The 13,837-nt window shown below is 74.1% G+C and carries 16 protein-coding genes and 1 tRNA gene; 2 read left to right on the top strand and 15 right to left on the bottom strand.

Translation table 11 applies throughout. The features are described 5' to 3' along the window. Window positions 1-30: 30 nt before the first annotated feature. The 8 genes from ABD088_RS10835 to ABD088_RS10870 all read right to left on the bottom strand — a co-directional run bounded on the left by ABD088_RS10835 (window position 31) and on the right by ABD088_RS10870 (window position 6,212). Window positions 31-363 (bottom strand): CHY zinc finger protein, encoded by a 333-nt coding sequence (locus ABD088_RS10835; protein WP_343901948.1) that lies wholly within the window; start codon window positions 361-363, stop codon window positions 31-33. After that, entirely contained in the window at window positions 360-956 is a 597-nt protein-coding gene (locus tag ABD088_RS10840; protein ID WP_343901949.1) for an energy-coupling factor transporter transmembrane component T family protein, read from the bottom strand. The genes ABD088_RS10835 and ABD088_RS10840 overlap by 4 nt, the downstream gene beginning before the upstream one ends. Then, a complete protein-coding gene (locus ABD088_RS10845; RefSeq protein ID WP_343902363.1) occupies window positions 950-1,588 on the bottom strand; it encodes an energy-coupling factor ABC transporter ATP-binding protein in 639 nt (212 codons plus the stop codon). The genes ABD088_RS10840 and ABD088_RS10845 overlap by 7 nt, the downstream gene beginning before the upstream one ends. A 44-nt stretch (window positions 1,589-1,632) precedes the next feature. Next, complete coding sequence (locus tag ABD088_RS10850; protein ID WP_343901950.1) at window positions 1,633-2,760, bottom strand: thiolase family protein; 1,128 nt, start codon at window positions 2,758-2,760, stop codon at window positions 1,633-1,635. After that, window positions 2,750-3,919: a class I adenylate-forming enzyme family protein gene (locus ABD088_RS10855; protein ID WP_343901951.1), complete on the bottom strand. Its 1,170-nt coding sequence runs from the start codon at window positions 3,917-3,919 to the stop codon at window positions 2,750-2,752. Before ABD088_RS10855 ends, ABD088_RS10850 begins: the two co-directional genes overlap by 11 nt. Continuing rightward, window positions 3,916-4,542 (bottom strand): biotin transporter BioY, encoded by a 627-nt coding sequence (locus ABD088_RS10860; protein ID WP_343901952.1) that lies wholly within the window; start codon window positions 4,540-4,542, stop codon window positions 3,916-3,918. The genes ABD088_RS10855 and ABD088_RS10860 overlap by 4 nt, the downstream gene beginning before the upstream one ends. A 131-nt stretch (window positions 4,543-4,673) precedes the next feature. Next, the gene (locus ABD088_RS10865) at window positions 4,674-5,126 is read right to left on the bottom strand and encodes a universal stress protein (RefSeq protein ID WP_343901953.1); all 453 of its coding nucleotides are present in this window, start codon (window positions 5,124-5,126) and stop codon (window positions 4,674-4,676) included. 45 nt (window positions 5,127-5,171) lie between these two features. Continuing rightward, a complete protein-coding gene (locus ABD088_RS10870; protein WP_343901954.1) occupies window positions 5,172-6,212 on the bottom strand; it encodes a YeiH family protein in 1,041 nt (346 codons plus the stop codon). A 70-nt stretch (window positions 6,213-6,282) separates the two neighbouring features. Here ABD088_RS10870 and ABD088_RS10875 point away from each other — a divergent pair, with 70 nt between their 5' ends. Then, complete coding sequence (locus ABD088_RS10875) at window positions 6,283-7,173, top strand: LysR family transcriptional regulator (RefSeq protein WP_343901955.1); 891 nt, start codon at window positions 6,283-6,285, stop codon at window positions 7,171-7,173. A 4-nt stretch (window positions 7,174-7,177) separates the two neighbouring features. Here ABD088_RS10875 and ABD088_RS10880 read toward each other — a convergent pair whose 3' ends face one another. The 7 genes from ABD088_RS10880 to ABD088_RS10910 all read right to left on the bottom strand — a co-directional run bounded on the left by ABD088_RS10880 (window position 7,178) and on the right by ABD088_RS10910 (window position 12,036). Beyond that, window positions 7,178-7,522, bottom strand: a complete 345-nt coding sequence (locus ABD088_RS10880; protein ID WP_343901956.1) for an SdpI family protein — start codon at window positions 7,520-7,522, stop codon at window positions 7,178-7,180. Window positions 7,523-7,649: 127 nt separating this feature from the next. Further along, window positions 7,650-7,725: transfer RNA gene (locus ABD088_RS10885), tRNA-Arg, on the bottom strand. Window positions 7,726-7,807: 82 nt separating this feature from the next. Next, window positions 7,808-8,407 carry a hypothetical protein gene (locus ABD088_RS10890; RefSeq protein ID WP_343901957.1) on the bottom strand — a complete coding sequence of 200 codons (600 nt, stop codon included), beginning with the start codon at window positions 8,405-8,407 and terminating at the stop codon, window positions 7,808-7,810. Next, the gene (locus ABD088_RS10895; RefSeq protein ID WP_343901958.1) at window positions 8,404-9,765 is read right to left on the bottom strand and encodes a DUF58 domain-containing protein; all 1,362 of its coding nucleotides are present in this window, start codon (window positions 9,763-9,765) and stop codon (window positions 8,404-8,406) included. Before ABD088_RS10895 ends, ABD088_RS10890 begins: the two co-directional genes overlap by 4 nt. Continuing rightward, window positions 9,762-10,769: an AAA family ATPase gene (locus ABD088_RS10900; RefSeq protein WP_343901959.1), complete on the bottom strand. Its 1,008-nt coding sequence runs from the start codon at window positions 10,767-10,769 to the stop codon at window positions 9,762-9,764. Before ABD088_RS10900 ends, ABD088_RS10895 begins: the two co-directional genes overlap by 4 nt. Beyond that, complete coding sequence (locus ABD088_RS10905) at window positions 10,766-11,284, bottom strand: hypothetical protein (RefSeq protein WP_343901960.1); 519 nt, start codon at window positions 11,282-11,284, stop codon at window positions 10,766-10,768. Before ABD088_RS10905 ends, ABD088_RS10900 begins: the two co-directional genes overlap by 4 nt. Beyond that, a complete protein-coding gene (locus tag ABD088_RS10910) occupies window positions 11,281-12,036 on the bottom strand; it encodes a DUF4129 domain-containing protein (RefSeq protein ID WP_343901961.1) in 756 nt (251 codons plus the stop codon). Before ABD088_RS10910 ends, ABD088_RS10905 begins: the two co-directional genes overlap by 4 nt. 160 nt (window positions 12,037-12,196) lie before the next feature. On the opposite strand from ABD088_RS10910, the gene argS reads away from it, so the two are divergent. Further along, entirely contained in the window at window positions 12,197-13,837 is a 1,641-nt protein-coding gene (gene argS, locus ABD088_RS10915; protein ID WP_343901962.1) for an arginine--tRNA ligase, read from the top strand.

Here is a 13,837-nt window from a genome sequence, read left to right on the forward strand (position 1 = left end):
CGGGAGAACCTGGTCGTGGGCCGCTGCCGTTCAGCTCCCGGCCGTCTCGAAGTAGAGTCCGGCGTGCAGCAGGCAGCCCGGGTTGAACCGGGCGCCGCATCCGGGGCAGTCGGAGCGGGACAGGTACTCGGTGATGGGCAGCGTGGTGCCGCACACCCCGCACAGCAGGGCCCGCGCGTCGTGCAGTGGTGCTGGCCAGGGGGTCGCCGCGTGCTGGCCGGGGACCTCCGCGTGGCAGCGGTGGCAGGGGTAGAACTCCCCGCAGCAGTGGAAGCGGATGGCCACCACATCCAGCACGGTGCGATAGTGCACGCAGCGGGTCTGGCCGTCGACCACGGCGCCGCGGACCACGGGCCGGGTCACCGCACGCCCCGGGCGGTGAGGGCCTCGCCGAGTTCGTCGGCGTGCTTGAGCGAGACGACCAGGAACGGGATGACGAACCGGGCCAGGCTGGCGCGGGCGCCCCGGGCGCGCTGGGCCTCGCGGACGCCGGCCCCCAGGCGGGCCAGGACGGGGACGGTGGTGATGGTGATGCTCAGCAGCAGGGAAGCCCGGGCCGGGTCCAGGCCCCAGCGGGCCGTCGGCGCCAGCACCTTCTCCACGGCGTCGAGCAGGTCGGTGATCCGGGTGGTGAACACCAGCAGGGAGGCCAGCAGGATCGTGGCCAGCACCCGGCTGGTATTCGCCGCAGCGGCTTCGGGGCTGAGGAAGACCAGCTGGAACCCCAGGGTGATGGCCAGCAGCCAGCGCAGCGCGAGGAGCTGGCGGAACAGGGTGCGCGGGCCCAGCCCGGCGACGGCGTAGCCCAGCGGCGGGACGGCCACGGCCACGCCGGCGGCCCACCAGCTCGAGGGCAGGAAGGACAGGCCCAGCACCACCACAGCCAGGGCGAGGGCCTTGGGCCCGGTGGGCGCGCGGTGCAGCAGGCCGGTGCCCGGCTGGTAGAGGCTCAGCACACCAGCAGCCGTTCGTAGGCGGCGATGACCTCGTCCGGGGCACCGGTGGCGGCAATCCTGCCGCCGGCCACCATCACGGCCACATCGCAGCGCGCGGCCAGGGCCAGGTCGTGGGTGACCAGCACCAGCCGGTGGCCCGGGCGCTCCAGCAGGTGCGAGGCGACCCGGCGGGCATTGCGGGCATCGAGCAGCGCCGTCGGCTCGTCCGCGATGACCAGTTCCGGGGCGCGCACGAACGCCCCGCAGACGGCCAGCAGCTGCTTCTGCCCGCCGGAGAGCTCATGGGCCGAGCGCCCGGCGAGGTGGGCCAGCCCGAAGTCGGCCAGCGCCGCCTCCACGCGCCGGGCGGCCTCGGGGCGGGGCAGCTTCTGCGGGCGCAGCGAGAACGCCACGTCCTCGGCGACCGTGGGCATGATGATCTGCGCGTCCGGGTTGCTGAAGACCACTGCCGTCTTCCGGCGCAGGGCCCGCGCATCGCGCACCGCATCGACCCCCTGGACGTGCACCTCGCCGCTGCTGGGGGCGACCAGGCCGCCGATCACCCGGGCCAGCGTCGACTTGCCCGAACCGTTCTCCCCGATGATGGCGATCCGCCGGGCGTCGAGCTCCAACGAGGCGGCCTCCAGCACCATGGACCCGCCCAGGGCAACCGAGACGCCGGCCAGCGAGATGGCGCTCACCGGACCACCTCGAAGACCGCGGCCACGCCGAGCCCGCCACCGACCGAGGCCGCCGCCACGCCGAGGGTCCCGGCGGGGGCGCCGCCACGGACCAGCCGGCTGAACAGGCGCACCACCGAGACCGCACCGCTGGCTCCCCACGGGTGGCCCCAGGCCAGGGCCCCGCCGTCGGCGCAGACCCTCGGGTCCTCGTCGGCGACGCCAATGGCCTCCAGGACCGCGAGGGTCTGGACGGCGAAGGCCTCCACCAGTTCGATGGCCGCCAGGTCGGCGACGTCCAGCCCGGCGGAGGCCAGCGCCGCGATGATGGCCGGTGCGGCACCGATCCCGGGCAGTGCCGGGTCGCAGCCGATGACGGCGTGGGCCCGCACTGCCAGGCCGGGCGCCGTGTTCGCGGGGCCGGGTACCAGGGCGACGGCCGCCGCGCCGTCGCTGGTGCGGCAGCTGTTCCCCGCGGTGAGGGTGCCGCCGGGAAAGAGCGGGGTGAACCGGGCGAGCAGGGACTCCGCGCGTCGGGGGAGCTCATCGGCAGCCAGTGGGCCGGTGCCGACCAGTTCCGCGTCCAGCGCGCCGCGGCGCAGTGCCGATGCGGCCCGGCGGTGGGACTGCGCCGCATAGGCGTCCTGGCGGGTGCGGCCGATTCCCGTGGCGGCGGCGAGGTCCTCGGCGGCACGGACCATGCCGGGATCCGGCCAGCCGGCCGGGACAAAGGGGGCCCTGTCGTAGGGGACCCCGTCGATGGAGCGCACCGGTGCTGTGGAGGCGCTCTCGGTGCCGCCGGCCAGGTGCAGCCGGTCGTCGCCGGCGGCAATGGCAGTGGACGCGGTGATGATGGCGGCCAGGCCGCTGCCGCATTGGCGGTCGATGCCCATCCCGGGGACCTCGTGGCCGAGTCCCGCCGCCAGTGCGGCCACCCGGGCGGTGTTGCCCCCCGGGCCCATGCAGTTGCCCAGCACCACGTCCCCGACCCGGTGGTCCCGGCCCGTCGCGGCGCGGGCATCGGAGAGGGCCGCGCCCAGCACCGGGGCGGCGAGGGCGTCGACGCCGAGCCGTGCCAGGGAGCGCCCGCGCGTGGCGATCGGCGTCCTGCGGGCGGCAACGACCACCGGGTTCCTAGTGTCCAAGGGGGGCCACCTCCCCGGCGGCCACCTGGCGGGCCAGCTCGGCCCGGGCGGGTTTGCCGCTGGCGGTGCGTGGCAGCGTGACGGTGAACCAGCGCCGGGGCCGGTGGGCCGGGCCGAGCAGTTGCCCGGCGGCCCGGCGCAGCGTGGCGGCATCAGGCGCCGTGGCGCCGGTGGAGGGTTCGATGACGGCGGCCAGCAGCGAGCCGATCGACGGTGCGGGCAGGCCCAGCACGACGGCGTCGCGTACCCCGGGCACCAGGCGCAGGCTGGCTTCGACCTCCTCGGGGACCACTGTCGCCGAGGCGGTGAGGATCGCGCCGTCGGCCCGGCCGCCGAACACCAGGGTGTCACCGGACCACGTCGCCCGGTCCCCGACCGTGTGCCACCCGTCGACGCGACGCAGCGGGCCCGGCCCCTGGTGCGTGCCGGACTGGGGCAGGTAGCCGTCGGCGACGTAGGGCGAGCGGACCCAGACCTGGCCCTCGCGCAGCTGGATGCCGACCCCGGGGAACGGGCGGTACCCGGTGCCGTCGTCCACGGCCACCAGCGACAGCTCGGCGGCCCCGTAGTAGGACAGGACCCGGATCCCCTGCGCGGTGGCCTGCCGGCGCAGGGCGGGATCCAGCTGGCTGCCCCCGACCAGTGCCGTGCGCAGCCGGGGCGGGGCACCGTGGTCGAGCAGGCGGGCCAGCGCCTGCGGGGTGCCGTGGAAGGCGGTGGCCGCAGCGAAGTCCTGCGAGCCGCCGGCCTGTCCGGAGGGCAGGAGGGGGCGGGGGCCGCCGTCGAGGGCGTGGGCCAGCGAGAACAGCGAAATCGAGGCCGAGGGCGGAGCGGGCAGGGCGACGATGTCCTCGGAGTCCAGCCCGGCCAGGGCCTCCAGGGCGGCGAAGGAATCCGACCAGGAGCGCCGGGAGCGCAGCACGATGCGCGGGAAGCCGCTGCTGCCGGAGGTCAACGCGGCCCACCCGGTGCCTTCCGGGACGCGGGAGGTGGCGCACAGCGCCTCCACGCCGTCCCACTGCCCGGCGGACCAGCGATCGTCTCCGACCAGGGGGACGTCCCCGGCGGCAAGGATGCCCGCGAGCCGTTCCAGCAGGCGGGTCGCCGCCGCGGGGGCCGCGGGCCGGAAGCGGACCGGGACCAGGGCCCCGCCGCTCATCGGGTGTGGTCCGCGACGCGCTCGCCGGTTGGCGTTGACGGGGCGGGGGCCTGCGGCGTGGCGGCCAGGGGGCGGCGGAAGGCCCGGGGGTAGGCGCGGGCCAGGGTCAGGGTGATCGCCACGGCCAGGGCCGCCTTGACCAGGTCCCCGGGCAGGAAGACGAGCGACTGGAAGGCCGTGCCGTCCAGCGGCAGGCGGGTCACGGCCGCCTGGACCGGAATGCCGACGGCGTAGATGGCCACGATGCCCCCGACGAGCATTCCGGCCAGGGTGCGCGGCCGGGTGATCCGGGCACCGCCGTGGACGATCGCCCCGATGACTGCGGCGCCGAGGACCCAGCCGATGAGGTAGCCGGCCGAGGGGCCGACCAGGGCCCCCAGACCGCCGCGGCCACCGGAAAGCAGCGGCAGGCCGAGGGCCACCAGGGCGAGCAGCACGACCATGGACAGTGCGCCGCGCCAGGGGCCCAAAACGGCGCCGGCCAGCATGACGCCCAGGGTCTGGGCGGTGATGGGCACGGAGCCGAAGACCGCAAATCCTCCCGGCAGGCCCAGGGCCGCAACGAGTGCGGCGAAGATGGCGATACGGGCAAGGTCGGTGGCATCGAGTCGGAGGCGGTTCATGGTGGTCCTGGCGCTGGTACGGGTGGCACGCCTTGAACGGCGTTCACTTGAACAGCGTTCAGCCTAGCCGGACCGCACCGGAAACCACAAGAACGGGCCCGCCGAGGACACGGGCCCGTCATGCGGTGCGATCAGGCGTCCGGACCGTGCAGCCCGGCACGAACGGTGAGCACCGGGACCGCTGCATGGGCGATGCATTCGAGCGAGACCGAGCCCAGCAGCATGGACACGAATTCGTTGTGGCCGCGGGTCCCCAGCACCAGCAGGCGCGCATCGGCGGATGCGGCGACCAGTTCGTGCCCCGGCCGGCCGTGGCGCAGGACGCGTTCGAGCGGCACGGGGCAACCGGAGGCAAACGCCGCGGCGAGCAGCTCCTCCTGGGCGGTCCGGGCGTCCGCCTCGAATTCCGTTTCCTCCAGGCGTAGGTCCGCGTTGTAGAACTGCGGGACGGTCCAGCAGGTCACCACGCGGAGACCCGTGCCCAGCGACGCGGCAAGCGCGGCGCCCTGGTGCAGGGCCGCTGCCGAGGAGGGGGAGCCGTCGATGCCGACGACGATCGGGCGGGAGGTTGCTGGGGAGTTCATGGCGGGCCTTTCCTGGGGGCATGGGGGTTGGGGGTGGGGCGGGGATCAGCTGCCGAGGTGGACCAGCAGGATGCCGCCGAGGGCGATGCACGAGACCAGGACGGTGGAGGCCGCCGCCAGGACGAAGGGGCGCAGGCCCACCCGGACGAGGTTGCGGATCTTCACCCCGCATCCCAAGCCGAACATGGCAGCGGCGAGCAGGGCCGTCTGCACGAACTTGCCGGCCTCGAGCACCCCGCCGGGCAGATCGAGGGTCGAGCGCAGGGCGATCATGGCCAGGAAGCCGATGATGAACAGCGGGACGATGGGGGGACGCTTGCCGTCGGCGGCCGCGCCGTTGCCCTTGCGGCGCTGGATGACGCTCAGCACGGCGACGACGGGGGCCAGCAGGAGGACTCGGGCGAGCTTGACGATGACGGCGACGGCGAGCGCGCCGCCGCCAATGATCCCCCCGGCGGCGACGACCTGGGCGATCTCGTGGATGGACCCCCCGGCCCAGAGCCCGTTCATCTCCGCGTCGAGGCCGAGGGCGCCGCCGACGAGGGGAACCAGCGGGATCATCAGGGTCCCGAAGATGACCACCAGGGCGACGGCGGTCACGACGTCCTCCTCGTCGGAGTCGGCAACGCCTTCAACGCCGGCGACGGCGGCTGCACCGCAGATGGAAAAGCCGCAGGCGATCAGCAGGACCTGGCCGGGGCGCATCTTCATCAGACGGCCCATCAGCAGCGTGCCGAAGATGCCCCCGGCGACGATGCAGACGATGACCAGCAGCATGGGCGCGCCCAGCGAGACGATGTCCCCGATGACCAGTTGCAGGCCCAGGAAGACGATGCCCAGGCGCAGCAGCTTCTTCGCCGCGAACGTGATGCCCGGTGCGGTGCGCTCGGGCAGGCGGAGCAGGTTCGTGGTGGCGATGCCCAGCACGATGGCGATGATCAGGGCGCTGACCCCGGGCAGCAGGTGGCTCAGCGTCATCGCCACGGCGGTGGCGAGCGCGCAGACCAGCAGCCCGGGGCCGAAATGTTGAAGGAGGTGGCTGCCGCGGGTGGCGGCGCCTGGACGGGGTGCGGGGGTGATGCTCATGTTTCGACGATTTCACGGTGCACCGGCCCGCGGTAGCCATCGATCGGGCATGGGGTCATATCATGTCCATATGGGTGGTGAATGGCCGGATCTGCATGCGCTGGAACTCCTGGTGGCCGTGGTGGACGCGGGCAGCGTGGGCGCGGGAGCCCGCAGCCTGGGCATGGCCCAGTCCAATGCCAGCCGCCTCGTCTCCCGGCTGGAAACCACGGCCGGGGCCCCGTTGCTGCAGCGTGGCCCCCGGGGATCGGTGCCCACCGACAAGGGCGTGGAGCTGGCCGCCGCGGCGCGCACGCTGCTGGAGCAGTCCCGGCAGTTCCTGGCCATGCTGGGCGAGGGGCGGGCCAGCGGCCCGGTGGAGGTGCGGGTCGGGGCCAGCCAGACGGTCGCCGAGGTCCTGATGCCTGCTTGGTTGGCCGAACTGCGGCGGCGCCTGCCCGAGGTGCGGGTGCAACTCCAGGTCCTGAATTCCTCCCAGGTGATCACCAAGGTCCACCAGGGGGAGTTGCAGCTGGGGTTCGTGGAGACGCCGCAGCTGCAGGTGGGGATCAGCGCCGCGGTCGTCCAGGAGGATGAGCTGGCCGTGGCGGTGGGTCCGGGGCATCCGTGGGCCAACCTGCGCGGGCGCCTGTCCCTGCGGGAGCTTGCGGCGACGCCGTTGGTGGTGCGGGAGCGCGGATCCGGCACGCGGGAGGCCCTCGAGCAGCTCCTGGCCGGGCGGGAGGCAGCCGAACCCGCCCTGGTGCTGCAGGGCAACGCCGCCGTGCGCATCGCCGTGGCCTCCGGCGCCGGGCCAGCGGTGCTGAGCGAGCTGGCCCTGCGCGAGCAGCTGGCCGCCGGGTCGCTGCTGCGCGTCCCCCTGGAAGTCGAGGTCCCCAAGCGCCCGTTGACAGCGGTCTGGCTGGGCCCGCAGCGCCTGGCCGGGGCCATGGCCGAGCTGGTGGCGATCGCCGCGTCGTAGCGGATCAGGGGGCCGTGGCGGCCGCCCGCGTCGCGAGCACGAAGGACGTGGCGACGGTGGCCGCGAAGACCGCCACCGCCCCGAGCCGGGCGAGGGGAACCGCCAGGCCAACGAGCAGGCAGGTGGCGGCGAGGCCGAATCCGCACCAGGAGATGGGCAGAGCGGCTGCATGCCCGGCCCGCCAGCGTGCGTCGCTGCTTTTGAGCCGGGGGGTGCGCAGGCCCAGCAGGGAGTTCGGAGCCAGCCGGCCGTGGGCGGCCAGCTGGCAGACGATCCCCAGGCAGAGCAGCAGCAGGGTGAAGACCGCGGAGACGATGGCCAGCCAGGCCGGCCCGAATGCCGTTCCCATGGTGTCAGGGTAGCTCCCGGCGCGGTCCGCGTCCCGGGGCGAAGGTCCCCTGGCTCGTCGGGACTGCCGGAGGCGCGAAAAAGGCCCCCGGCATGACTGCCGGGGACCTGATCCGTGTGCCCCCCAGTGGTGCCCTCGAAAGGATTCGAACCTTCGACCTGCTGCTCCGGAGGCAGCCGCTCTATCCCCTGAGCTACGAGGGCGTGCCGCGATCGTGCCTGCGGCGGGAACCTCAAAGAGCTTAGCAGGAAGTCGGGGCCGTCGCGTAACCGGTGGCGGCGGGCCCTAGCCAGGGTTCTCGGGGCGCCCCGCGATCCGTGAGGCGGCCAGGGCGCCACCGGCCAGTACACAGGCCGAGACGATCCCGGCGGCGGCCCCCAGGGCACCGGAGGCCCCCCGGCCCCACCACGCCAGCAAGAGCGCGACGGCGGCGAGCAGCTGGGCGCCGATCTGGGCCCAGAGGGCCGCCCGGGCCGCGGCGCGCAGGGCGGCGCGGGTGAACCGGGAGGACCGCGGGCCCATCGCGGCCAGGCCGAGCAGCACATAGAGGAGGTGTGCATCCAGCACGTACAGCGGCAGCGTCCAGGCACCCACCGCGGCGATGCGCACATAGGCCGCCCCCAGCAGCAGCAACGCGATGAGCGCGCTGATGTGCTGGGGCCACAGCAGGACGAGTGCGGCACCGGCGCCGACGGCCGCCAGGGCGCCGACCCATTCGAGCAGGCCCTGCCCGGCCGCCGCAGCGATCGCCGCCGGCAGTGTCCCGGCCACCAGCAGGGCGGCGGCAGCCAGGGCCAGGGCCGCCCCGGGAACCGTGCCCGGCCCCAGCGGTTCCAGGGAGGCGTGCCGGTGGACCGGGGCCAACGCCCGGATCATCGGCTTCACCGGGCGCCACCGGGGACGGTCCGGGAGCGGGTGTGTTGCAGGGCCCACTGCTCGAGGGATTCACGCAGGTTGTCTGCGGGCAGGACCGGGATGCCCTCCCGGGCCAATTCGGCCCGGACGGCGGCCCGGGTGGCCAGCAGCAGGGAGAGGGCCTGCGCCTCGGCGGCCGGCAATCCCGTGGCATCGGGGTCCGGCAGGGTGTCCACGACGGCGACGAGGTGCCCGGATCGCACCCAGTGGGCCGGAACCGCTGCGGTATCGGGGTCAAGCAGCGGCGAAAAGAAGTAGACGAGGCTCCCGGGGGCGGGGGCCGGGGTGCGGGAGGGCTCGATGCTGGTGGAGGGCACGGCCAGTGCGGCCAGCCGGCGGCGCAGCAGCTCGAGCTGGCGGTGCCCGCCGGCGGGACGCAGGGGGGCGCCGAATCCAAAGGCGTCCAGCAGCCCGACCCGGTCGCCCCGGGCGGCATACGCCGCCGCCACCGATCCGGCGGCACGGCGGGTCAGCTGCAGGCTGGAGGGCATCCGCAACGCGTCCAGGCTCGGGGCGATCCAGGCGGCCACCCGGGAGGGGATGTCCACCCGGGCATCGATGGCCAGGGTGACCCCGGCGTCGGCCGGCGCGAGGTAGCGGCGCACCAGCGGCGTGGCTGCGGCATCGGTGCTGCGCGCGGTGGCCCGCCAGTCGATGTGGCGCCGGTCATCGCCGGGGCGCATCGGGCCGATGTCGCGGATTTCGGTGCCGCCGCCGCGGAGCCGGGCATGGTGCGAGCCGGCGTGCGCCCGCAGGGCCGAGGGCACCGGAAGCCGGCGCAGTGGTTCGGCCTGCGGTTGGAGCATGGCGGTGAGCACCCCGGTGGTGGCTTCGTCGCGGCTAATGCCCAGGTCCGGGCTGTACGTCGACACCCGGTAGTCCAGCAGGTCCCGCCGTCCCCCCAACGGCACGCGGACCCCCACCAGCGTGGTCTCGGCCGTCGTGGCGATCAGCGCGGATTCCCTGCCGCCCGGGGCCAGGGCGCGCACGGCCATCAACGCGGGTGCCGCGTCGGCGGTGCCTGCCTGGTCGCTAAAGGCGACGGCCCGCCGCGCCCCCCGGGCGCCATCCCGGACGGTGTCCGGCACGAAACCCAGCCCGGGTGCGTGCCGTTGGCTGAAGCGGTGCGGTGTCGACACGGCGACCAGCGCGAAGAGTCCGCCGAACACGGCGAGGTCCGGACGCCGGGCGACCGCCGCCCCGACGGCGAAGAGCAGGGCCAGGACGACGGCGACACCCCACTGTGGCGAGCGGGCCGCCGGGCCGGCACCGGCCGGGCGGTTGCGGGCGTCCAGTAGCCGGGCCGGACGGTCCGGGGTCTCGTTCACGGTGTGGTGGCCGGCCCGGGGACCGCGGCGGTGAGCCGGCGGACCAGCTCCACCGGGTCCGACCCCCGCGCCCACGCCGCGGGGGAGAGCACCAGCCGGTGGGCCAGCCCCGGGACCGCGACGGTCTTGACGTCCTCCGGCACCACGTAGGCCCGGCCGTCCAGGGCGGCCACCGCGCGCGCCAGCAGCACCAGGGCCTGGGAGCCTCGGGGGGAGGCGCCCACCTGCACCTCGTCCAGGTCGCGGCTGGCGGCGGCGAGGCGGACCGCATAGGCGACGATGTCCGGCGAGACCGGGATCCGAGCCAGCTCCTCCTGCAGGTCGCGCAGTCCCGCGGGGTCCAGCACGGGATCCAGCACCGGCTCGGCGAGCCCGCGCACCAGCCGGCGTCCTACGATGTCGGCCTCGGCGTCGGGCGTGGGGTAGCCCAGCGACAGGCGGACCAGGAAGCGGTCCAACTGCGCCTCCGGCAGCGGATAGGTTCCCTCGACCTCGACGGGGTTCGAGGTGGCAAAGACATGGAACGGCACCGGCAGCGTCCGCGTGGCCCCCTCCACTGAGACCTGCCCCTCGGCCATGGCCTCCAGCAGTGCCGATTGCGTCTTCGGGGAGGTGCGGTTGATCTCGTCGGCCAGCAGCAGGCCCGTGAACACCGGCCCCGGCTGGAAATCGAAGGTGCGCTCCACCGGATCGAAGATCGAGGAACCGGTGACGTCGGAGGGCAGCAGGTCCGGGGTGCACTGGAGCCTGCGGAACCCCAGGCCGAGGGTCTGCGCCAGCGACCGGGCCACCAGGGTCTTGCCCAGCCCGGGCATGTCCTCGAAGAGCACATGCCCGCCGGCCAGGACCGCGGCCAGCGCCAGGCGCAGCGGTTCGCGGGTGCCCACCACCGCCCGGCCGACGCTCTCGAGGACGGAGGCGCCGGCGGCTGCAATGCGCTCGACGGCCGGTTCGGCGTTCCCGGTGCCGGGGTGGGGGCCGGCCGGGACGGGGCGTTCGGTCATGGGGTTCCTTTCGAGGGGGCAGTGGCCGGGCCCAGGGCCGGGCCCAGCGGGTCGGCGAGAAAGGCCCGGACCTCGTGGGCGGCCGCCGTCGCCTGCCGGGCGGTCAGGTCGTGGCCCGCGGCCAGTTCACGCTGCACGATGGCGGTCGCCGGGCCCACGGCTGCGGCGCCACCCGCGAGGCGGGCCGCCGTCCCCACCGCTTGTTCCAGGGCCCGTGCAGCGGGGGAGTGGCGGTGCAGGCGCCGGGCCAGCAGGGCGAAGGCGGTGGTGCGGAAGGCCTCGTTGCCGTTCGCGGGCCGTCCGGGGGCGAGCATGGCCCGCCCGGAGAAGGTCAGCAGCGGGAACAGGGTGAACAGGTATCCCAGGCAGATTCCCAGCGCGGTGAACAAGGCGACGTGGCCGGGATCGATGCGGGTGTAGAGGCAAAAGGCCAGGGCCAGGGCGCCGAAGCACAGCGGCCCGATCCACGCCGTCGGCCGCCGTGCGCCGGGAGGGCGGCGTCTGGAGCGCCTCATGTCCGGGTCCCCGTGCGGGCCCGGCCGGAGGCGCCGACGTCGGCGGCCAGGCGGGCGAAATCGGCCCCGGCCTGGCGCACCTGGCCGGGGTCGGGCTGGAAGCCGGGCACCGCGACGTCGTACCTGACCCGTTCATAGAGGGCCAGCAGCCGGGCCAGGGGCGGCGCGGCCACGCCGAAGGCCGCCAGCATGGCCGCGGCCTGCTCGGTCGGCGTCAAGGCCCGGTCCCGCCGCAGGCCGTGGGCGGCCGCCAGGCGTTCGAGTTCGGCCCAGCAGGCAATGATGCCCGGTCCGGCCTGTGCCGGCGTGGCGTCCACCAGGGAAGTCTGCGCCCGGGCCAGCGTGGCGGCGACCTCGGCACGCAGTCGCGCCTCCGCGGCAATGTCGTCGACCGGGACGGCCGGGGGCGGGTCGGCGGCGCGGGCACCCCGGCGCAACGAGAGCGCCATGCCGACCACGAACAGGACGACGACGCCGAACAGGACCGCCGCAATTGCCTGCCCGATCCTGCCGATCGCCGCATCGTCAGGTCGGTGCCCGGCGCCGGTGTCCTCCTCGGCAGGCGCGGAGGACGCCGGCGCTGCGGCCGGCTGGGTAATGTCCGGCGCCGGCAGCACCAGCCCCTGCGGGCTGTGGTGGGTCATCGACGGCAGGGCAGCGGCGCCGAAGACGACCAGCAGCGCACCAAGGAAGACGAGCACGAACACGGCGGGCGGCCGTGGCAGCCGTCGACCGGTGCGGTCCCCGTCCATGCTTTCCCCGTCCCTGTGAAGCAGTTGGTTCGGAATCTACCAGCCACGGGGCCCGAGCGGGAGGGGTGCGCCGGGGCCCGGTCCGGGCACGGCCGCCGCGTCGGTGACCAGCGGATTCACCGAGTCGGGGAGCGGGCGCTACGCCCGTTATCCTTGGGGGGTGACTCCTGAAGAACTCTCCCTCGCCATTTCCGCCTGCCTGCGCGACGCCGTCGACGCCGGTGAATTCGCCGTCGACGTCCCCGACGAGGTGCGGGTGGAGCGACCGAAGAGCCGCGAACACGGCGACTGGGCGACGAACATCGCCCTGCAGCTGGGCAAGAAGGCCGGCATGAACCCGCGCGAATTCGCCACCGTGCTGCGCGGGCGCCTGGTGGAGATCCCCGGCGTCACCGCCGTGGAGATCGCCGGACCCGGATTCCTGAACATCACCGTCGACGCCGCCGCCGCCGGCGAACTGGCGAAGGCGATCGTCGAGGCGGGCGCGGCCTACGGCTCCAACCAGGCGCTCGCCGGCCATGTGGTGAACATGGAGTTCGTCTCCGCCAACCCCACGGGACCGCTGCACATCGGGCACACGCGCTGGGCCGCCCTGGGCGACTCGATTGCCCGGGTGCTTAAGGCCAGCGGCGCCTCGGTGACCAGCGAGTACTACATCAACGACGCCGGCAACCAGATGAACGTCTTCGCCCAATCGGTCTACAACCGCCTGCACTCCCTGCCGGTTCCCGAGGGCGGCTACCCCGGCGAATACATCGCCGACCTGGCCCACCAGGTCGCCGCCCAGCACCCCGGGATCCGCGAGCTCACCGAGGAAGCCGCCCTGCCGGTGGTCCGGGAGCTGGCCTACACCGCGCAGCTGGCCGACATCCAGGAGACCCTCGCCGACTTCGGGGTCGCCTTCGACGTGTTCTTCTCCGAACAGCAGCTGCACTCCGGCGGCGCCGTGGAGGAGGCCGTGGAACGGCTGCGCGGGCAGGGCCACGTCTTCGACCAGGACGGGGCACAGTGGCTGCGCACCACCGACTTCGGCGACGACAAGGACCGCGTGTTGATCCGCGCCAATGGGGAACCGACCTACTTCGCCGCCGACGCCGCGTACTACCTGTCCAAGAAGGACCGGGGCTTCCCGGAGAAGATCTACCTCCTCGGCGCGGACCACCACGGATACGTCTCCCGCCTGCGCGCCATCGCGGCCTGCGCCGGGGACGATCCGCAGCACAACATCGAGATCCTCATCGGCCAGCTGATTTCCGTCAACGGGGCCAAGCTGTCCAAGCGTGCCGGCAACATCATCGAGCTGCGCGACCTGATCAACTGGCTCGGGGCCGATGCTCTGCGCTATTCGCTGGGCCGCTACCCCGCGGACTCGCCGATGGCCCTGGACCCGGAACTGCTGAAGAAGAACACCAACGACAACCCGGTGTTCTACGTCCAGTACGCCCATGCGCGCTCCTGCGCCGCCGCACGCACCGCGGTCGCCAAGGGCGTCGAGCGCACCGACTTCGACGCCTCGCTGCTGACCCACCCCACCGAAAACGAGCTGCTGGCCATGCTGGGGCAGTTCCCCTCCGTCGTCGGCCAGGCAGCCTCCTTCCGCGAACCGCACCGGGTGGCCCGCCACATCGAGCAGATCGCCGGTGCCTACCACCGCTGGTACGCCGCCTGCCGCGTCACCCCGGTCAACGACGAGGCGGTGGAGCCGATCCACCGCACCCGCCTCTGGCTCAACGACGCCACCACCCAGGTCCTGGCCAACGGGCTGGACCTGCTCGGCGTCTCGGCACCGGAGAAGATGTAG

It is taken from the genome of Arthrobacter rhombi, from assembly GCF_039526245.1.
GTDB classification, from domain to species: domain Bacteria; phylum Actinomycetota; class Actinomycetes; order Actinomycetales; family Micrococcaceae; genus Arthrobacter_H; species Arthrobacter_H rhombi.